This window comes from Nocardia sp. GP40 (assembly GCF_050434125.1).
Classification (GTDB): Bacteria; Actinomycetota; Actinomycetes; order Mycobacteriales; family Mycobacteriaceae; genus Nocardia; species Nocardia albiluteola.
In genome coordinates this window covers 38,299-61,157 of record NZ_JBNPVW010000025.1, presented here as the reverse complement: position 1 = coordinate 61,157, position 22,859 = coordinate 38,299, and the positions used below count along the sequence as shown (strand labels likewise).

At 64.9% G+C, this 22,859-nt stretch carries 4 protein-coding genes; 2 read left to right on the top strand and 2 right to left on the bottom strand.

The window, feature by feature from the left end:
• Positions 1-513: 513 nt before the first annotated feature.
• Positions 514-2,631 carry a hypothetical protein gene (locus ABH933_RS43190; RefSeq protein ID WP_429455297.1) on the bottom strand — a complete coding sequence of 706 codons (2,118 nt, stop codon included), beginning with the start codon at positions 2,629-2,631 and terminating at the stop codon, positions 514-516.
• Between ABH933_RS43190 and ABH933_RS43185 the strand changes: the two genes are divergently transcribed.
• Together ABH933_RS43185 and ABH933_RS43180 are read left to right on the top strand one after the other, a co-directional pair.
• Positions 2,599-20,841, top strand: coding sequence for an ATP-binding protein (locus ABH933_RS43185; RefSeq protein ID WP_429455295.1), 18,243 nt, complete (start codon positions 2,599-2,601; stop codon positions 20,839-20,841). The two genes, ABH933_RS43190 and ABH933_RS43185, sit on opposite strands and share 33 nt — an antisense overlap.
• Before the next feature lie 6 nt (positions 20,842-20,847).
• Positions 20,848-21,909 (top strand): sugar transferase, encoded by a 1,062-nt coding sequence (locus ABH933_RS43180; protein ID WP_429428360.1) that lies wholly within the window; start codon positions 20,848-20,850, stop codon positions 21,907-21,909.
• A 409-nt stretch (positions 21,910-22,318) separates the two neighbouring features.
• On the opposite strand, the gene ABH933_RS43175 is transcribed toward ABH933_RS43180, so the two are convergent.
• On the bottom strand, positions 22,319-22,597 hold the full coding sequence (locus ABH933_RS43175; protein ID WP_429428362.1) for a hypothetical protein: 279 nt from the start codon (positions 22,595-22,597) through the stop codon (positions 22,319-22,321).
• Positions 22,598-22,859: the final 262 nt, after the last annotated feature.

Below are 22,859 nucleotides of genomic sequence, written 5' to 3'. Positions count from 1 at the left end.
GCCGGTCCCAATTCCGTTGCCGAGGATCAAGCGATGGCAAGCGGCACCGGGGTGCCGCCAGCTCCCGAGTCGGCCACCGCTCGTGCGGTACCGGCGGCGAACCCGACCGGTGGCCCTGTCCCCGGCAACCGGGCGGGAGCCGCGCCCGAAACCCAGGCTCCGCGGGCCGGCGCCGGTGTCGCCAATGCCGATGCCAGTGTGGGACATGCTGACCCGGGGGGCGTATCGCCCAGCCCATCGGGTGGTGCCGGAATCGCTGGTGCCGCCGCGCCAGAGACGGTCGACGCGAACGGAACCGCACGATCGTCGGAAGCCGGCCCCGTCGGCGGGCCTGCCGAGGGCGGCCCGATCGCTGCGTCCGGATCGGCATCGGTCGAGCCCGACAGCGGGCAGGCGGTGAGCAACATTCCGCTCGCGGCGGTGGCCGGATCCGAGGCAGCCCCGGTATCCGCCGACACCGTCGCGCCCCGAGCAGATACGACGGAGACGGGGGCGGGTTCGGCCGCACCGTCTTCAGGCTCCGGCCTCGGTGCCGACGCTCCGGCCACCGCAATCGACGCGGGGACACGGCCCGCTGGCGGCCCGTCCAATGCCGATCCGGCGGCCACCGGCGAGGACACGACGAGTCGGCCCCCGGGGTCGGCGGCCCATACCGGTGTGGCTCCCGCGGATTCGGCCGGGACCGCTCGCACTGCCGATTCCGCCGCGCCGGGCGACCAGCCAAAAACGGCAGGTGACCCGGCCGCGACCAGGCCGGACGCACGAGCCGGTGACGCCGGCGCTCGCCCCGACACTTCGGCAGGTTCGCGACCCGGCGATGGTGGGCGAGCAGGTGCCGACAATGAGCGGGCCGACTCTCCACCGCGAGGGAGCCAGCATGCCGGCGCTACGGGCGGTGACCGCGGACCCCAGCGTGAGCCCGACAGTCCCCGCCGCAGTCCGGGCCGTCGTGCACGTTTCGAGCATCGGTTCCTCGCATTCCATCACGACCCCGACGGCGGACTCGACGGTCCCTGGGCCGCCGGCGTATCCCGCGGACAGGGGAACAGCGAACCGGCATCTCCCAACAACACGCCGGACCCCACGCGGACTACTCCCCCGGACGACCAACTTGGTCGTGCCGGGAGTGTCCGCAATGGCGCGGGAAGCGGACGTCGACCCGGCGGACCGGAATCCGAGCATGCCCGCGCCGACGTCCCGGAACACAGCGAGGTCACCGAGCAGCCACAGCCGGAACGACCCGAGGCAGAGCAAGCTACGACGGCCGCGGGTCCGCGTGCGGAGGTCGCGGACCCGATCGACTCGGCGGAGGAGGCGGAACAGGTACGACCTCGGGACGATGCGTCGGCGGTCGACGCCGCGCAGACCCAGCATGGTGCGGACGATCCGGTCCCCCAGATGGACGTGCGCGAGGCTCGGCTGCGGGCCGATTTGGCGGAGCAGGTCGCGGTCGACGACGAACGTGTGATTTATGCCGAAGCAGATGTTGCGCGAGCAAAGCGGGAGCTGAGCAGGAGACAAGCTGAACTCGCCGCCCTCACGGCCCAGTATGAGGGTCGCGAGAGCGGTCGGCCGGATGGTTCTGCCGGTCAGAGCGCTCATGTCAAGCAGCTGAAGACCGAACTCGACCATGCAAAGGCCGAGTTGGAGGCCCAACGTGCCGATGAGAACCGGCGCAGACGGATCACCGACGAACTGTTCGATCGGACCCAGGCGATTCCGGTCGATGAATTGCCGTGGCGGACACAGCAGGTGAACGCGCGTGTCGAGCAGGAGGTGAAGCCGTACCGGGACGTGGTGGAGCGTGCGGATGCCGACTACCGCCGCGCGCTGGAGCGTGAGACGACCAGAAGCGACGCCGATCTGGACGCCGCCGTGGCGCGGGCACAGAAGGCAGTGGGTGACGCTCAGGTAGTGCTCGATCGCGCGGAGGCCAAGCGAGCTCGGGCGGTGTCCGACGCGGTCGAAAAGCGCTACGCGGAGTTGAAGGCGCAGGCGCAAGCCGATATCACCGCGGCCGACCAGAAGGCTGCGCGGGTTCAGGCCGAGACCGGAACACGTTTCAACGAGGTACGTGAGCGCCTCGAGCAGGAGCGGAGCGATCAGGAGGATAGCCGGCAGGCATATGACAAGGCGGTCGACGAGTTCGATGCGAAAGTGAGTGGCCACCTGGACGAGCGGATCACCGCGGCGCGGGAGCGTGTGGAGCGGGCGCGGGCCGCGCTGGAGGAGAGCAGGCAGGCCTACGTAGCCGAGGCCACGGGAAGTGAGCCGGGGCAGAAGCTGCAGCGGTTGCAGCGCGAGATCGACACGCGCATGGATCAGTTGCGGTCGGAGATGGTGGCGCGGGAGGCGCTGCTGCAGGCGGCTGCCGGTGATCACGCGGCCGAGCTGCAGACGGCCGAAGCCGAGCGTGAGGAGTTTTTGCAGGAAGCAGCCGGTGATCGCGTGGAAGCGCTGGCAGCCGCGGAAGCCGAGCGTGATGAGCTGGTCTCTCGGTGGGGCAGAAGGGGTTTGCTTTCCGACGCGGTGCGGCGGTTGCGTCAGAGACAGGACGTGCTGGCCGGGCGAGAGGCAGCCGCGCGGGCCGAGTCTCGGGTGGCCGAACTGAAAGCCGAGCTGGACGAACATCTAGCGGCCGCTGAGAGAGACTTCCGTTCGAAGGTGGACGAGCGGGTAGGGCAACTGAAGAAAGCGCTGGCCACACGAGAGGCCGAGACGAAGGCGAAACTTCGTGTGGCGGAACTGAAGTCCCGGTTGGATGAGCGGACCGAGGCTTATAGGGAAGCGAGGGCGGAATTCGAGTCGGTGGGGATGCAGGTCCTCGAAGATCGCTTCCGTGTGCTGCAGGAGGCGGGTAAGGCGGATGTATCGGCGTTCGAGGCGGGTCTGGCCGATCGCGCAGACGCCTTCTCGGCTGCGGAGGAGAAAGAAAAGGCCGCGCAGGAGGCGTTCCTCGAGGTTGCCAACGCTTACGACGAGGAGGTCTGGCGATCGGATGAAGTGATACCGCAGGTTCCCGACGCCGTGGTCACCGACATGGTGAACGACGGTACGCCCGTGGAGCGTTTCGTCGGCGTGCGGGAATACTTCCGCCGGGATACAGGCTATCCAGCAGATCCTGCGGGCGTGGACCTGCGCGATGCCCAGTCGCTGGCGATCATGTCGCGGTGGTCGAATTTGCGTACCGGTGAGGGCAAGTCATTCGTGACCGTGGTCAAAGCGTGGATGAGGGCTCGAGAGTTCGGGCGCGTGTACGTGACGACAAGCGGAGACAATCCGGTCAACGACCTGATCGACGAATTCGCGAAGTTCCACGGCTCGCCGGTCGGTGACCTGCGGGTGCGGGTGGATCGATTGAAGGTCGGGGAAGCGTTGCCCGACCCTGACGACGGTGTGGGCCACATCATCGTCTGCACAATGTACGACCTGAAGCAGGCGGTCCTGCACGAGCAGTCACGGATACTCGGCCGCCTCGAGGAAGCGGGCGCGTCACCGAAAGAGATCGCGGCATTGCGTAGGCAACTCAACGACGAGAGGCCCAACGTCGACGAGATGGCGAGAGTCCTCGATGCAGCTGCCCGCCGACACAAACTCGACGATACGTTCGCCCCGTTCCCCGCGGGCAAGCACATCGCCGATGAATTGGACACCCTGGGCGACGAGGAAGCTGTTCTGGTGCCCGGCGCCTCCACGAACGCGGAGGACGCCGAGGTGAAGCTCCTGCAGCAGATCTCGGAGCGGGTCGAAGCGGCCGCCGCGCTGCCACAGGACCCGTTGACGGCCGCGCATTTCGGCAAAGCGGCGGGCACCCGGGGGTTCTGGCCGGCGACGGTCACCGAGGACGTCCTCAGCAGGCTCAATCGGGTGCCGGGAGTTCATGTGATCGCCGACGATCACATGCTGGACAGATATGGCCAGAAAGCACTCGCGTTGTGGGGGCCGCAGCGTAACAGCGATTACATCGAAGGTCGTGGCGACACCCCGGAGGGGCCGAACAAGATCAAGGTGCTGGCGTCGGGAACCAACGACAAGCTGATGGCCGACGAGGAGAAAGGGACCGAGACCCGCTATCAGGGGGTCAGTCAGTTCCTCGACCTGCAGTCGGATGTGCCGGTGAAGGCGAACCTGCCCGAGAAAGCGCTGCACATGTCGGACGGTCAGTTGACCAGTACACAACTGTTGCAGGATACGGAGGGCCATTCCGGCACAGCGAAGGTGGCCGAGAAGAAGCTCTACGACCAGGGCATCATCAAGGGCCCGGTTCGCGAGATCGACCCCTACTACGTTTCGCAGGTCAAGCACCTGCCGGATCTGCACTTCGATACTTCGGTGGGCAAACTGCACGACATGGCCCGCAATATTCTGCGGGACGCGAAGGTCGAGCTGGTCGAGGAGGACGGCCAGGTGATCGATGCGAGGATAACCGGCCTCGATCAGGTGATCGGCGCCTACAACCAGAAGTATCTGCGCGGTGACGATATCCGTCTGGACGAATATGGACGGCCGGTCCGGGCGGAGGACGGGCAGCACATCCGGCTGACCGGGTGGGAGGACAAGCACGCCCCGGAGAAGGGGGTGGTCGACTGGCTCGACCAGTTGACAGACCAGAAGGTGCGCGCGATGACCGCCGAGCGTGGGCTCACCATCTCCGACGAATTAGAACGCCGCGGAATCAAACTGAAATACAACGTCCTCGACGCCCGGTTCGACGACGAGCACGGCGGCGGCGCCGAGGCTGAACGGGTCGGCAAGGAGATCATCGCCCAATTCGGCAACAAGGACCGAGACGAGGCCGTACTCGTTTTCGTCAACAAGGGCCGCATGCGCGGCACCGACTACAAGACGATCCAGCGTGCGATCGACCAGGGCGGTCTTGCAGGTAAGTTCATCGGTGGGGCCGGATACGGGGAGGCCGCAGTCATCCAGGGTGACGGCCGAATCGGCCGTAGCGGCAAAGGACCCCGGGAAACCGGTGGCACCCCGGGCACCGTCCAACATTGGTATTCGCGCGAAGATTATGAGGCTCCGATGGTGAACGACGGAGTCACCCGGCAGGTCATCGAGTTCCAGCACGCCGTCGAGACGCGCCAGCAGGCTGCTGCCGAACATCAGGAGAACCCGACCCCCGAGACCCGTACCGCACTCACGCAGGCCTACCACGCTGTGCAGCGGGCCGTGCACGTTCTGCGCGAACAGACAACACCGACTCTGCAACGTGACGTCGACGACCATCTCGCCGCAATCGCCAGCACTCGAGCCCATCGGGCCCTGGATGCGGTCGAGGTACGGGATCAGGCGGCCGCCGATTATGAGGCCGACCCCTCCGAGGCCCGGCAGGAGACCCTCGACGACGCCGACCGTGGTGTCCAGGAGTCCGTGCGTACTCTGCGGGACGAGACCGTGCCGAGGCTGCAACGCCTGGCCGAGGACCAATTGCTGGCTCCCCATCGCGGTCTCCTTGGTAACCCCGCTCACGCACCGCCGTCGTCCACTCCGGGCGCCCCCGTCGGTCCGATATCACCAACGCGCCCCGTCACACCGGCGGCTCCGACCGGGCCCGGTTTCATGCATCCGGGCGATACCGCGGCCATGCGGCCACCGGGCCCGCGGGACCCCGCGCTCGGCGCGGACGGGACGATCATCGACCCGGCCGGGCAACTGCCACAGAGTGCGCCCGACTCGCTGACCGCACAGTCCGACGACCGCGACGGGGCCGATCTTGGGCCGAGTACCGGTGTGGTGATGTCGGACATTCCGGCCGCCCGGGTACCACCACAGCGGGGTCCGTTCCCAGGAGACAACTACGACGACGGGTTGTGGCCGTCGGCGGAACCGTCGCCGATTGCGCCACAGCGGCCGGACCTCCTTCATGTGCCGGACACCGGCTCGCCGGCGGGGAATGCGGGCTCCGAAAGTGTGTTGGACACACCCGAACGGCAGAACCCACAGTCCGAGACCGATGCCAGCACAAGGGCGGCGGCCCGTGATCTCGGAGCCGATCACGGCGCGGGATCTGTCGGCGGGGATGACCAGGCGGTTGTCGGCGGCGATTCGGCGTCACCGTCCGACGACCGTCCCGGGTTGGATACCGGTGCTGTAATCTCTGCGGACCGCTCACCCTTCGCCGATCTGGCCGATGGTGTCATTGCGCAACCGCGTCGGCAGGATCCCGGCCAGGTCAATGCCTTCGGCTTCTCCCGCGGACCGTGGGATGCGTTCCGGCGCAAGCGCGATCGGCAGGAAGAGGGTAGCGGTACACCGGGTGTTGCCGGCTCCGAGACGGGTGACGAATCGTCGGACGGCGAGCAGTCTCCGGCCACAGAGAAGAACTCGGTGCCGGACACTGAGGGTGGCACTGGATTCTCTGTGGGGGAGACTGATCAGCGAGATTCGGACCAGGCCACGGTCGGTGCCGTCGCCGATCCTTCGGCAGACGCCGACCGGACCGTTGGTTCGCCCCTGCCCGGCAGCAGTGCGGCCGACGGACAGCCGGCTGGGGACGAGGGATGGTCTGCAGCGGCGGAGGGGCGGTCTGCTGCGGCGCCAGTCGATTCGGCGGGTGGCGATGCGAACCCGCGCGGTGCCGACGGCCTGCTCGACCGGAACGTGCCTGTCGAGGATACCGACGACGGGGACGGCCCCGCATCCGAGTCGGACGCCATCAGGCAGGACGACCAATCCAGAACCAGTGAGCGGGTTGCGGGTGATCATGACGTCGGTAGGGATTCGGTGCCGACCCCGAAGCAGTTGCGGGGGCTGAGTTCGCGCCGGGATAGGGTGGCCCGTTCACTCGGGTTGCTGCCATGGGAGTTGGACCGGGCCGGACCCCACGCGTGGGACGAAGCGCTCGGCCGGATCAATGCGGCACTGTCCGGGGAACGGCGGAAGCTGACCGCGGATATCGCCCAGGCGTGCGGGATCGAGCTGCTCGCCGAGGCGTTGGATGGTGGTCTCGAGGTCGACGAGGCCGTGGAGATGCTGGCGGCGGTCTTCTACCCGGCGGAGCAGACGCTGGAGGAGGCCCTCCGGCCGGAGCGGACGCTGAAGGAAGCCGTTGCCGAGTTCCGTGCGGGCCACACCGATGCCGGCGCGCATAGGGACCGGCCGTCTCCCGTGCGGGATTATGCGTTCTGGTATCTGCTGTCACATGTGCGCGGGTATGCGCCGGTACGGAACGACAGCGCGACGAAGGAGTTCCGCCGTTGGCTGCGTAAGCAATTCGGTAAGGATGTGATTCGGCCGGGCCTGACGGCCCTCGGCACAGGGATACGACTGTCGTCCCGCTTCGACCTGGAATATGCCGCTCGGGTGGCCCTCGAGGACGTGCAGGTCAACGGGGACGATGCCACCGACGGGTCGAAGGTGCTGTGCCGGTTGCTGTTCGCCCTGGTACGGCCGGACCCGGGGCTGCGTTATGCGGTCGATGCCGCGGAGGTCGACGGTATTCCGGCGGACCTGTTCAATCTTGGTACGGACCTCAGCACGGTGCCCGAACTAGTTCAGGTATATGGCATCCCGGTCACGGTAGATGGCAAACCGTTCACCGGGCAGGAGGTGGACAAGTTTGATCTCTACACGTTCCGGGATTTCCTCGGCGGAGTGCACGGCATGAGTGCCGGGTATCCCGGTACTCACTTCACTGGAGTCGAAATCCGGAAGCTGGGTCGAACGGTCAAGGCCATGTTCGACCCGGATACCAACACGATTGTGCTCAACGAGCGCTTTGTCGTCATCGGCCATATGTACGAGTCACGCCTTCCGGGCGGCGATCCCTTGCGGTACACCAACGGTCTGACACCTGACGACGGGAGGCATCAGGTCGCCGAGGTCATGGTCAGGGATGCGGGCAAGGCCGTTTTCGACGACCTGCTGCCCGCTCTGATGGGCCGATGGCTGCATGGCAAGCGCCTCGACCTCGAGGGCTATGACACGTCGTTCGAGAAGTGGCTGTCGAAACAGTTCGACGAACGCGCTTTCCGCACCCTTTCTAGGAAGATCGACGAACGCTCGGCCCTGGTTGAGGCCGCTGTCGAGGTCTCGCAACCTTGGCGACGGGGGACCGATGGGCAGCGGGTGGCATATGCGGTGTTGATGAAGCATCTCCGCGAGCGCCACGGCGGGGAGTACGAGCGCACGAAGGCGGAGCTGGAGCAGTTCGTTTCGGAGGAGGCCGAGCGGAAGCGGGGCGTCATCGCGGCAGCCAGACTGCAGGCGGCGCGGCGCGATCCATTGTCCTGCGGTATCACCGGGTCGGTGGTACTTCGCGCGGACGGCCGCGAGTTCGTCTTCCTCCCGGTCCAGGATGTTGTCGATGGTCGGCTGCAGACGGTGGTCCAGGAGATCAACCGGCTGGAGTGGGAGTTTTTCTCCGGAGACCGCAGCCATCTCCTGGCGGCCGCGTTGCATGCGCTGACCGGCTGGAAAGTTGTGGCGTTCGACCGGGAGATCGACGGGAAATGGCAATCGGTGCACTATGCAGTGCGGACTCCTGAGGGAGAGCTGCTCGACATTGTCGGTAAGGCCCCGCCAATCGAGGTGGAGCGCAGAGTTGCGGACGGTCGTCCGGTCACCATCCGGGACATGCCCGACCATGAGCATGGCCCGTTGTGGTGGGCTGCCGAGCTGGGTTTGGACGAAATCGCGCTGATCAGTCACGTCGCGCATCTGCTGCGCGACAATATATTCCCTAATATTGCAGTGGCGCCCGTCCAGGAGGAGGTGCGCCGCGATCCGGAGACGATGCCGACCCCGGAGCCACTGGGGCTGAGTTCGCGCCGGGATAGGGTGGCCCGTTCACTCGGGTTGCTGCCATGGGAGTTGGACCGGGCCGGACCCCACGCGTGGGACGAAGCGCTCGGCCGGATCAATGCGGCACTGTCCGGGGAACGGCGGAAGCTGACCGCTGATATCGCCCAGGCGTGCGGGATCGAGCTCGATCCGAGCGACCTGGAGAACGTGGTGCTTCCGGCCCGGCTGGGGCATTTCCGTCGCCTGGCTGCCCGCCGGGATGAGCTCAGGCGAAGGCAGGCCGATTGTGCCGTGTTGTCCCGTTTGTGGCAGGAGTCTCGGGACGCGGTGGCCTCATGGGGCGCGGCGGCGAGCGGCCCGGACATGGTGTGGTATTCGCCTGGGCGCGCGCCGGAACTCGATACCGGACTCGTGGGCAAGCTGGCTGCTCTGCGCCGCTTGACCGAGCTGCTGGAATATGAGAGAGCCGAGGCATCGAAGAAGGTACTCGCCGAACGTGCCGCGGCCTCGGGACAGTGGAATCCGGAGAAGCTACCCGAGTTCGGGCCGTGGGACGACGAGCACTGGGAGACGGAGCTCTCCGATCGGCGCTCATCGGTCGCGGCCCGGTGGCTCGAGCTAGCCCAGGAGGTGGGCGTCGAACCGGCACAACTGGAACGCATGCTGTCCACGTCGGCGGGACCGCCTTTGCAGGGGGAATCGCCACTGTCGAGTGAGTTCGCCCAGCGGGCCGCGCAGATCCTGGCGGAGGAAGACGAGATCCAGCGGCTGGCTGAGCCGCATGAGCGGTATCGGGAAGCGGTCCGGCAGCGGGACGAGGTCGCCGCTACGGTCGGCCGGGATATGGCGCACGGGCACACAGCCGAGGTTGCGCGGGAGCGCGGCGGCACGGTTGTGCATCCACACGTCGCAGTATTACCGGAGGAAGGACGTTCTCGAGCCCGGCTGGTGGTGTCGGCGTTGCGTGGGGAACACGAGCAGGCGTTGCACGAATTTGTCGGGTATTTCCCGGGATACGCGGCGGATGCGGGACCTGAAAAGCGGCGCTTCTCGATCGAATATATCGAGCTGGAACCGCAGCTCGATGGCACCGTAGAGACCCGTCGAGGCACGAAGTATCCGGGCGGCGGTTACTGGGACGAGCCGGATCACGATGAGGTCCCCGGTGCGCTGCTTCGTAAGTACGCCGAATACCGTCAGCGCGCCTGGCCCCGCGGTGTGGGACTGCGTGAGTGGCTGAAGATCTTCAAGCATTTCGAGGGTGACCACTGGGGCCAATGGGCCTTCCACAAGTACAAGCCGGGAACGCGCGAAAGCCACAAGATCGGCGATGTCGACGAAATCGGATTGCTGCAGGTAGGACGTGATCTGGCCGAACGGAATCCGGCCGCCCTCCAGCAGCAGCTGGAAAGGAATCGATCCCGGGTGTCCTATACGGATGGCCCCGTCGAGGCCGTCCGCCAGCTGTGGACTCGTGAACAGCCCAGGGACAGTAGCCGATTCCGCCCGCGGCCCGGTCACCCGGTCGGATCCACCTGGCGGCGCGAGATAGTCGACGGTCTGCGCGTCGAAGTCTGGATGGTGGAGGATGGCGCCGGGCATTGGCTGGTTGGCGAGCCGGACCCGAAATATGGTTCCGATTCCGGATACGACGTGGCGCGGCTGTTCTCGGGCTGGGATGCGCCCACCGAGGACCAGCTGTTCAAAAAGATCGCCCGGGCGCTGCGCGACGGGATCATTCAGCTCAGGCCGCCCCGGAACGTTGCTGCAAGGACATCAGATCGTAAGCGGCGCAAGCGATTCGATCGCGGGAGCAGTGGCAGCGGGCAGGATCCGGGGGCCGGTGATGCCCGCGAGGACCATGAGGCGGTCACGGTGGCCGTCGACGGGTTCGCCGATGACATCTCGCGTCGGTACCAGAAGATCCTGGTGCGCGAACTGTCGTCTCGGCGGATTTGGACACAGCGGTCGCGGGCCAAGCTCGATGAGGAGTCCGTCACATGGCAGCAGGCTCACCATATTTCGCCGGATATCGAGAAGCGGTCGGTTGGTGGGCCCGGTCCGGCATTCCAACCGTGGAGTATCGACCGGTGGCACCGGGAGATCACCGAGTTGCGCAGGCGCGCCAGAAGTGACGATCTCGCTGCGCAGTGGATGGTCCGTGACTTCGACGAGTGGGATGAGGCACAGGGCAAGGTCGACAGGCTTGCCGGGGTGGTCGAGCAGGTGGTGTCCCGTGCCTATATCGCACGGGCCGTGCGCGCGCAGCAGGATTCACCGGCGCCGGGCGGGGCACGAGTGGTGTCCGGCCACCCGCAGGTGGCCGCGGTCCTGGACCCGGACGGCACGCCGGCATCGTTGCTGATTGCTAGCGTGGGCGACCACGCCCGGGTGCTGATCGACCTGTTCGCCGACCCGTCGGAGCAGGTGCGTGATCTCCTGCGCGGATTGAGCCGTGCCGACGGCCGAATGGTGATCGAAGGTGTCGACATCCGGTTGCTGCCCGATGACGAGGTCGTCTACCACGATGTGCCGCGGGCGGATATCGAGCATGGTCTGGATATCTTCGTGCGAGGTGTTTTCCTGCGTGAGTTCGGTCGCCTGGCCGTGGGGGGCGATTTCGATGAGTGGATTCGCCGGCTCGGGCCGGAATTTTTCAAGAGCCCCGGAGATATCGGCGACCCGTCGGTTCCGGACGGTTGGCTGGTGTCTCACCGGGTGCTCGAGGCTGCTGACCGTCTGTCTGTAGAGCAGGAGAACGAGGATCCGCAGGGACCGCAGGCTGTCGCACGTCGTCTGCTTCGCGGCGAGCTCACCTTCGGCCGCGAGAGGCTGGCCGAGTCCCGCCAGAGGATGAGCGAAGAGGTCTCCCGGACAATAGTTCTCGAATCGATGACGATCGCGGTACAGCTCGGAAGGGACGGTTCCGATCCCTGGCGCCTGCTGGAATCACCCGTTGGCGTGAAGATTTCGCCGGACGGAGCGCTGGCCGGATGGGCTGAGGAAATACATGTCCTGGATCCCGATGTCCTGGTGGACTACCTCTCGGCGAGGTTGCGGGGTCAGGCTCCGATCTACCCGGTGGGAACTGCCGCGGTGCTCGACGACACCAGAGACGCCGCCACCGGCGGCGATTCGACAACCGCCGACCCGGACGGGGAGACCGACCGTCCGGAATCTGTGATCGGCAGCGGTAAACCGGATGCCGCGGCCGGGTACGAGAATCGGGCGATCGGCGGTGAGTCGGATGCAGCGAAATTGCCCGGGCCGGCCGCGGCTACCGTATCGAGCGAGTACATTACGAGCTACTTTAGTCCGCGGCCCTTCGATTCGATATATGAGGGCAGGGGATGGGTGCGAGTTGAAGCGCATCCTCAAGTCGCCATTCAGGTAGACCGTAATGGTAAACCGAGTCAGCTGGCCATCGCGAGTACGGATGAACACATCCAGATACTGGACAGGCTTTTTGTCGACCGCCCTGATCTTGCTGACAGCGATATTGTGTGCAAATTCGTAAATATATCGGTGGATAATAGCGGTCGGGTAAGCAGTCGCATTATCACGATGGAGGTTGAACGACGCAGGATGCGGCGGGCCACCCAAGCGCTGGAAGAGTATGAGCGTCTGCGCCGGCAGAGGACGCTCCCCAAGCGCATGCCCCCCTACCTTGCGTCGATCGACAAGCTCAGGAAGAAATTCGCCGAATCCGCCGCCTCCAGACTATGGCCGCCGGCCGAGCAAGCATTCGAATATGGATACTGGGCGATCAAGACGGGCGTGGTAGTTATTTCCGGCGAGCCGTTGGCCGTGATCTACCGCCTGATTTTGGAAAGCCTGCCGGCAGGGGACCCAGGGCATCTTCTGCTGGTGGATGATCCTGCTGCTGTTCCGGATGCCGAACTCGATTGGAAACTCGCTGCTGCGGAAGAAGCGGGTGCGGACCACGGCCTCACGCCGGACGTCCGTGCCGACCGCGGATCACTCGAACAACAGCCCGATGAGCACGTGCGAGTCCGACCGATCGAGCTGACACCTCGCAATGCCGATGATGTGCGCAGTCGTAGCGGCGTCGGTCGGGCTGCGGGTTCGCCGGAGGCGTTGGCTGAGGCGGTGGATGCTCGGCGTCTGACCGGGGACTTTGTGGATTCGGTGTTTGCGGATCCGTATCGGCCGGGTCGTTGGCGTGACCCGAGTGTGCTGACCGCTCGCGGTCCTGATGTCGGTGGGGATAGCGCATTCGGGCGGCGAGGTGAGCCCGAGGATGTCGGGTCCGATGATCCCGCACCACCGAACCAGCGGGGCTGGTCACCACAAGCAGGCGTTCGGTCGGATGCCGACAACCATGACGCACCCGGCGCCACGATCGAACCCGAGCAGGCGCCGCCTGGTCGTATAGACCGCAGGCCACCAGACAATCCTGCGATCATCGATGTCGATCTGCTGCACTCGGTCCGTGACTGGGTCGCGGAACAGCCGGAGCCCGAGGATCGGGACGGGTCGAGCGGGATTCGGGTCGATCGTGGCGAGTTCGCCCGTGTGCGTGATCTTTTCGGGGAGCGTGTGCTGGATCGTGTGCTCGAACGGATCCGGGCGGCTCGGCTGCCTGAATTGCTAGGAACCAGCGATCGTGAGCTTGCGCAGCAGTTGACGGAGAAGGTGTTCGAGAGTGCTCGCAACGACATTGCCAAGGTGACCCCGGGCCGCGATGTCGGTGCGTGGTTGGTTGCCCGTGCGCAGAACGTGGTAGCTGAGCAGGCTCGCTTCGTGTGGTTGCGGCATCGACTACGTACTGCGTACGAGGCGCTGGGAGGTTCTGCTTCCACCCCGGAGGGCCTTGCTCTGGCGGCAGTGTCCGAGCCCGAATTGCGAAACGCGTTGACTCAGTTGAGGAGAGTGCAGTCTTCGTTGCTGAAAACGCTCTTCGAACGAGGCACACCGATTGCGGATGCGGCGCGGACCAACCTGACAACCGAATCAGATATCCGCCGAATAGTGAACCAAGCGATCGGCCATCTCGTCGAAATGCTCATCGCTGGCGGTTTGGACGAGTCCACCGACGGGATACAGATCAAGGAGGCGATCGCCCGCAACTCCGGTAATCTGTTGGATGCTGTCCGGACATTGAGCCACGACGCGCAATTCTTCTACCGAAAGTGGTTCCTCGAGTCCCTGCCGATACCGCAGATCGCGGATGAGATGAACAAGACCGAGTTCACGGTCAAGGTTCTGCGATACCGCGTCGTACGCACGCTGTCTGCGCGGCTGACCGATGGTGCAATATCCGATGGTGGCGCGGCGCTGGCGATGGTCCTGGCTGCCATGCGCGATGCGCGCGTGTCGTTCGAGCGCGGGCTCGGGACACTGCGACCGGCCGAACAGCGCTTCTGCGAGCTATGGCTGCTCGATGGGGTGCCGAGTGCTGTGGCTGCCGCCGAAGCGGGCTATCGCGATGTGGATGCCGCGTTCATGAAGCGCCGTCTCGTCGATGAACTGGCCGCCTTCATTTCCGAAGATCTGACTCGTCGAGCCTCCGCACCACCCACCGACTTGACCGCCAGGCCGCCCGGGATCAGCGGTGAGGCATCGCATATGGTTCGTGCGCTGAGCGGAGAGTTCCGGGATCTGGTGTTGGCGTACCTGGCCCGTTTGAGCGCCGAGCAGATGGCAGCCGCAGCCCCGCTGCTCGAAGGCAGGTACTCACCGGTCGGACGTTTGGCGGAGTTCGACACTGCTGCGGGGGCGACCCGACACTATGCGGTACGTCGGGTCGCCATCATGATGATTGCCGAGCTTGGTCAGGAATCGCCGCGGCGTACCGAGAATTTGGCGGCGGCGCGGGTGTGGGCGGCTCGAGCCGCGGACGAACGAGCGTTCCGTCTTCTTCTCGATCGGCTTCCCGATGATGTGTCCGTGGGGAGCCAGCGCGAGGGCGATCGGCAGCCCGTCGGTGAGCGTCGGGCCGCTGAGTTGTGGTTCCTCCAAGAACGGTCGTTGGCCGAGACGGCTGCGGAATTGGGTTGCGGCACGGTGCGAACGGTCGTGCTGCTGTATCGCGCCGTCCATCGATTGGCGGCATGGATTTCCGAAGGTGTCACGAACCCGGCCGCAGCCGAGCCTGGTCGTATGGGTTTGCAGCCGCGAGCTAACGACAGAGCGATGTGGCTGCTGTGGGATGCCGAGATCGCGAATCCGGTGGCGTTCCGGGAGCATTTTGAGAAGCTGCTCACCAGTGACGAGCGCCGGCTGCTCGAGCTGCGTTACATGCAAGGCCTGTCCAGGCGTGGCGCGCCGGATGTGTTGTCAATCCGTCCGGCATCGGCGCACACTCGGGAGCAGCGGTCTGTCGATAAGATTGTGCAGGGACTCGTACAATCGACGGCCGACGCGGCAACTTCCCCGGATGGTCGTCGAGCGCCCGCGGTGGGGGACGATGTGGGTCGCTCCGATGGTTCCGGCGCCGTGGGTGAGAGTTCGACCGGTGCCGGTGATATCGCGGGTGTTTATGACCGCAGCCGCGACCTGGACGTTGCTGTGTCGCTCATCATGTCTGTCTGGGGTGACGGCGATAGCGGTCGAGCGACCGTCGACGGACTGATTCGTAAGCTGCCCGAGGAACACCAGAATTACCTGCGTCATTGGCTGGCTGGTCCCTCGAATCCGCTGCCGCAGATCGCGGCGGAGATGGGTGTCGATCGGGCGTCGCTCACCGTGCTGCATCGTTGGGCCGTGCGGGGTTTGGCGGCGACGATCGAAGCTAGCCAGGTCACTTTTGCGCCCGTCGTGTTCGATGCGAAGGCGGCAGCCGAGCTGCGGCGCCAGATTAAACAACTCGATCCGGCGGGACAGACGTCTATCGAAGCGCTGCTGTTCGACCAACTTTCGGAGAATCGGACCGCAGCCCGGTCGAACATGGCAGCTGAGGAGGTTCCGCGGCTTGCGGACCTTGCGATCAAGAATCCAAAGTTCGCCGCAACTTTGGTCGAGATGGTGTGGGCCGATACGAGTGGCGGCGGTCGGGCGATGGTCGAATATTTCATCCGGCAGCTGACACCTCGGCAACAGGAGTACGCGCGGCATCGGCTCGAAACCCCGCAGAAAACACGCGACGATATCAGCGTGGCGATGGGCATTGGTCTCAGCGCGTTGAAGTTGCTCCGCAAACAAGTTTTCCGAAACTTGTTCAAGCAGTTGATCGATGCGATCGCAAATCAGGCCCTTGACACCAGTGCATCGACGGCTGTTGCAGGCCGTGGGCAAGCAGGGTCGACGGCGGGCGAAGCCGAGCAGGACCTGAGCACGGTGCATGCTGGATCGCTTGCGGAACCGGATTGGTCTGAAGACGAGAAGCCGCAGGGGGCTGCTGATCTGGCTGCGCGTCCCGCCGGTCTCGAAAATCGGGATGGCCCCATCGAATCGCATCCCCATGATCATCCGGAAGTAGAATCAGATGGGCAAGCGAGAGCCGATGCCGCGGTAAATCCGCGTCTCGCCAGCTTTGCAACGGACTCGAGCGGTCCGCACATGCTGGGCATACCCAGTCATCTGTTGGCGGATCCGGGGATCGTCTTCGCTGCCGCCCCGAGGCTGCCCCGGAATGCGCATGCATTCGGTCCGCAGGACGGGGCGTCACGCTCGAGTGGTGACAGGTCATCGCCTGAGGCGAATTCTGCTCCGGCTGTTGATGGTTCGATGAAACGGCCTGTTTCCGAGCTCGTTGATTCGAGTGATAGTGCCGGGTCGGCTGTCGAGCAGTCCGAAGCCGATGCTGTCGAGCCGGAATTGGCTCGGGCAGTGTCGGCGCCGGATCCGGCGGACGGTGGATCGCCAGCTGTCGCCGATGACCCGGCCGTTCATGGATCCGTGCCAGCGGTTGAAACACCGAATGTTCGGTCCGAGCGGGTCCAACCCGAATCCGGTGCCGACCGTCTGCGCGCGTTGTGTGTCGAGCTGGCTGGGCTGTTCGGGGTGCCGGTGCAGGATTTGCGGCCGGCGTGGGTGCGGCAGATGTTCGGCCTGGTGCTGGATCGGTTGCAGGTTTGGCGGGATGCGGACTGGGCGTGGGCGGGTGATGTGGAGCTGTGGGAGCGGGTCGGTTCGTGGGTCGGGCAGCGGATGCGCTGGGACGAGCAGGTCCAGGATCAGACGGTGCGTGCCATCGAGGGCAAGGCGGATCCGGCTGAGCAGGCTGCGTTGGCTCGAGCAGGCGAAAAGCTGCAAGATAAGCTTGATCATCTGCTGGGTGAAGCGAAGTCGCTTGTGCCGGTAAGTGGTACGGCCTTCGATGAGATGCTGATCGATCTGGAGCGGGTGGGTTCGGACAAGGGTGCTCTCGGTCTGGTGCGGTTGGTGGTGCTGGTCGGGCGTTTCCTAGCTCTGCCTGAGGTAGAGATAGCTCGGGTTACTGCGGCCGCGGAGCCGGAACGCGGCAGGGCTCCCGCCCAGGCATCGCGGCAGAGCGCGAAGCACAGTCGTGCGGAAGAATTGGCCACGGGCACTGCGGATTACGAGGAGGTTTATCCCGACGAGGTTCGGCCGAGTAGAGATACCTATGACGTTGCGCAGCCCGACGATGCGAGCCGCAGCGGCGGGCGGGATGCGCCGGAATATACAACGGAGCTGCCGCCCGGAGCGGAGGCCAGCGACGGGTCAGGGCGGCCGAAGGTCGTTGCCCGGGTGTCGTTTTCACTGGCAGCCAAAGGCAGTGGAGTGATACCGGATGATGGTCGCGCAGTTCCGCCGGCTACATCGAGCGACCCAGCCTCCTCGAAACCCCAGGTCCCGGTGATTGACGCCCTCGAGGCACTGGCGGACCTGATGCGCAAGGCCCACGAGGCAGTGGCCCTCGAGGCACCCGATGAAGTGCGAGTCCTGGCCGCACAGCTCGATGAGCGGCTGAAGGCGATACGCGGCCTCCGCGAATCGGACGCCGTGTGGGAACAGGCGGCCAGCATTGATCCGCTCCACGAGTTGCGGCGTATCGGCAGGCGGGCGGATGCGCCACCGGAGCTCACGCGCCTGGTCGAGGCCACCACACGATTCCTCGGTCTGGCTCCGGTGGCCGCTGCCCTGGAGCCCGTGTACCGAGCGCTGTCCGGATGGCCCAGCCCGGTACAGGCCGACGCAGCCGTCGATATCGCGTGGGACCTGGTGCGGCGCATGAACTCCCGCACGGTGTCGGCCGAAGTACACGGAGAACCCGGGCACCGCTCGGTATCGATCGAGGTACGGTCCGATGACCGGCAGGTACCGGTACGCGGCACGTCCGATCGAGCGGGCTGGCCGGCTATCGGCCTGCTCGACGACCTCGAATGGCCCTGGGGATACCGCCTGCCGCGGGATGGCGGAATGACGGTGTCGTTCAAGATATTCGAGGACTTCGGATCGGGGAACCGGTCGCAGGACGGCGTGGTCGTCGAGCAGACCTTTGCACCGGGTCAGATCGGGCCGAACCTCCAGTCGGCCCGGCACACGGTCGATGACGCTCTGGTTGCCGCCGGGATACCGGCCGAACTCCGGGACGATGTCGAGCTCGCCGTCTCAGAATACCTGCAGAATGTCGAACGTCACAGCCGCGCGGACCGCAAAGGCGGTGGCACACTGCGGGTTCGGATACTCGGCAACGTCGTGCGTGTGGAGGTCGACGACGCCGCCCCGGGGCTGCCCGAACGGCACGACTTCGGTGCCACCCTGGCCGAGGCCGAACGCGATGTATCCGAGGACGAAGACGCCGCCTGGGCGGCGGGTGCGCTGACGGGTGGAACCCACAGCTTCGGCGTCAGATTGATCGAAGCCGCCGCCACCGCCACGGGTGTCGACGTCCACCCGGTCGGCAAAACAGTATGGGCCGAATTCCGCATACCCGATGGTCACGAACCGGCAAACGAGAACGACCCCTCTGACACCGGCGAAGCCGCAGATCTGCTCGCCTCCATCGACACTGATCGCCCACGGTTGGCGCTCGGGGAAGTTGCGGCCGCGCGACGGGCACTTGACGCGGACACCGCTGTATCAAGCCATGAGCGGACGTCCGGGTCCCTCGACGCCGACGCCCACCACGCTGGTGAACCGACCAGGCCCGCAGATTCCCTGAACCCACCCGATACGCAACCTCGCCGAGCGGCTCGCGAAGATCTGCCCGTTGCGCTGCCCGATCCTGCCGGTGTGATGGCACTGCTGCGTTGTCATCCCGAGTTCGGCGACGTCAATCTCCTGCCGAAGCCAGCACGGGGTGAACTATGCGGCCCGGAGTGGATCAACAGGCGGCGAGAATGGACATGGCGTGAGCGCCGGTCCAGTGTGCTGCAAGACACCACTGTTGCCGAGCCGGACAACTCCGGCCTGGATCGCATCGCACGCCGCGCCCGCGATCTCAGAGAACAGATCAGGGCGAATCCCGCGCCGTACGAGCGTCGACTTCTCGATGAGCTTGCGCCGGTCCTGACGTTTCTGGCCGGCGAGGCGCCGGATACATCGAACGCCTCGCTACTTCGCGACCACATGCGATCGGTGCTCAGCCCTGCGGAGTTCATTTCCTGGGTCGCGATGGCCGAAAACGAGGTGCCGGAGATCCTGAAATTTCCCGGCTGCCTATCACTCACCCCACTGTCTCGCGAGGACCTGCTGACCCGATACCGGTGCACTCTGCTCTACCAACAGGCCGGATGCCGAACCGTCGACGAGTATATGCTCGACGCGGTCATCGAACCATATCTGCACCAAGTCCGACAAAAGTATCTATTGAAGGTGACGACATCCGTGCCCCACCGGACCGAGGTGCGTGAGAATTCCGACGCCGCCCGGTTTGCGGACCCTCGCGAAAATACCCCGCGTCATGACAATGCAAGCACACCGTCCCCGCACGTGCTATCCGCAACCGATTCCCTTCGGCTACTCAACCCCCGGGAGCAGATCAGCGAGTTCCGGCGCAATATCGTGCCATCACACCACCGGCCTCAACCTCTTCCGCAAATCATACGGGCAGGGTCTCGTGGGGATGGCAATCGCGGCGTGGTGGAGGACTACCTCGCCCACGGTTACGTCGCCCACGCAACCTATCGCCCCTTCCCGCTCTTGGTGCCGCAACACCCCCGCAGGCCCGGTGCCACATGGATGGACACGAAGCCGCAGGCGGTGGCGTGGGCAACCACACGTGCCGATCGTGCGATCTTCTTCGCACTATGTGAAGGCCGGCCCGGGATCGAATGCAGCTCATGCGCACATCGTTCCCCCGATAGGTCCGAGATCCTCGTTTTTTACGCCCTTCCGGCCGGAACTCACAAAATTCTGGCCTCGCCGGAGAATCGCGGGTACATCCTGATGTTCAAGGAGGACGCGAGATGGCGAAAGTCAACTGCGCAACGCATGTACGTCACCTATCGGCCAATTGTGCCGGAAGTTATCGTCGAGATCACTCCGAAAGCCTTGCCAGATCTAGAAAGATTTGCCACCAAACCTGTGCCGAAACGCGCCCACGATCCGCTCGGGTTCGAATACAACGATCGAGCCGAAAAATTCGGTGACGAGGACCACAACAAATACACCGTGTACACGTCCGCATCCACCGCGCCACCACGATTGGCACCCTGCGCGCACGGCGTGCCTATCCGCGTCCCCCACATCCGCGACTGGACTCCCGATGAGGAGTGGAAGCTGGACGCGGTGGTTACCCTGGACAACCGGCCGAAAACAACGCTATGGGTACCGAGCGATCCACGGCCACCGTGGCCGGCCAACCAAATCGATTCGAACTCCATCGCCGCACGCCTGGCCCCACCGACGATCCCAACGACCACAACTTCGCCCGAGGTACCCCCGCCTCCTGCAGCCGGCTCGGCCATGCATATGACGACGCCGTCATCATCGCCTGGCCCGGACTTGTCCTTCTATTCGCCCAGCGATCCCCGCGTAGCGCTCGGACTGCCACCTGCCGGGATAGGACGTCGGCTGCGGCCTTCCGACCACTGGACCCTCGACGGTTACGGACCTTGGGAGAATTTCGCTGGTTGGGCCCTCAAGCGACCCGGACGGCACGATACTGTAAACGAAACCAATTCCGTTAACAGCAACACCGATAGGAAGCTACGCGAATAAGGGGACATGTTTACCCCCGAAGATCGCGCAGAAATCAATGACATCAAGGCAAAGCTGATAGCCATCCGTGATCCTCGTGGCAATCCGCCATTCGCGGACATTATCGCCCGATGGCCGGATCCGGCGCCGGGCGAGATCTACGGGGCCGATTTCCTCACCATCCGGCGACGAGAGTTGTTCGAAGCACTGCACGACAGACGATTCAAAGACCTGCGCGAAATCAAGCTCACGCCCCTCGACATCTTGGACCTGAAGCGAGTAATTAGGCACACCCCTGCCTATCTGACGCTGGGCGCAGGCGCCGCATTCTTGCTGAAAGCCGAGCAGTTACTGCGGCTTCCCGGTGCAACCCCAGGACCGTTGATTTTCACACAGCTTCGGAGGCTGTCGGCCGATGAGATGCTCGAAACCCGGAAACTCCGGACACTCACGGAAGGGCATCCCGAACAGTCAAGCACCCGCGATATCGCAGATCACAGCAGCTCGACCCAGAAGGTGCTGCGCACGACATCCGGCGATGAAATACTCCAGATACCGGCAATCGCGTTCGGCTACCTATCATTCCTCGGCACACGAGTAATCCTCGACCGTGATGTCAACCGGACGGAGTCGATACTCGAGCCAGATGCCGGGGTCCGCTGGCGCCAGTCTTACGACCGATACCCGAAAGCCTTATGGGCATTGGGTTTCCCTCCTTTAAGGGATCTGACACCCGGTACAATTCCCTATCTGCAAGCCCGTGCCGGATTTCTCGAGCTTTTCGTGAGGACCGCATCACCAACGCTCTACAATTTCTATTTGAACGAGTTCGTCGACCCTTACATCATCAAAAATTTCCGCAGTGAAATGTCGCTGTTGCAGTCGAATCTTCGAGATGATCTGTCCGCGCGTTTCCCGCTTCTCGCGCCAATCATCGGCGGGGTCGCCGAATTCTGGCCGAGACGATCAGCCATCGACCAAGCGGCCACCGCTGTGCCGAATGACGCAGGCCCCGAGAGCGAAAACGATCCGGCGACAACCTCCAAAGAATCGGAACCGACTCGCCCCGACGACAGCTCGTCGGCTTGATTCACGGCCACAGCGGTGGCAGGTTACGCCGACCGCTTCGGGATAGTCGTCCGACGTCGTGGCTGGCTATGGGTGGCGCGGCGGCTCCGCAGTCACGATGACTGATCCTGGGCAAGGACAACCTGGCAGGGTGACCAGTCCATGTGAGCACCAACTGTCGCGATAGTGCAGCTCGGTATCCGATCCTGACTTGTCAATCCCGCGAGCCGGGCGTGGGGTAGGCGGCGAACAAGCCGGTCACCACCGTGTCGAGGACGGCGCTGGTGATTTGGGCACCGAGACACTAGTGCGGTCCCCGGCCGAACATCAGGCTCGGCCGGGGACCGCGCGGGATCGGAATCCGCGCCGAAGATCGACAGCACGACCGTGTCGCCTGCCGGAATTATGCGGTCGCCGATCTCGATTTCGGTCACGGCGAATCGGCGGATCGAGAATGGCAGCGGATTGGCGCGCTCGACCATCGGCCCGCGCTGGTTGTGCCAGTCCGCCACAGCACTGTCCGTGCCGAGAACGCGGGAGCGGCCAGGCGCCGCAGCCGACCGTGTTCGTCGCCCTCGAGGTTGAGCAGATTACGGTCCAGTGCCGACGGCAGCGGGAAGCTGCTGTAACCACCACTGCTGCGTCGCTTGTCCACGCTCAGGCGGGAATCGGCCAGCAGCGCGGACACGTCGTCGTAGCCTGCGATCACCCAGACAGACTGCCCACCTGGAAGCTCCGCAGTTCCGACACCGGTCCGGAACTCGGCGTGACGCCCCCACCGGGTCGACGCCTCGGTCCCTATCCCACCAAAATCCGACACCATTCAATCTCACCATTGCGCGTTGTACCTGTGCGCACCCGGGATCGATTGCGCATAGCGCGATCTGGCGGTTGCCCTGAAACTCTGCTCGCTCAGCGCATCTCCGGGTGCAGTACGACGTCGGTGCGCAGCGCATCGCTGGCCAACCTCA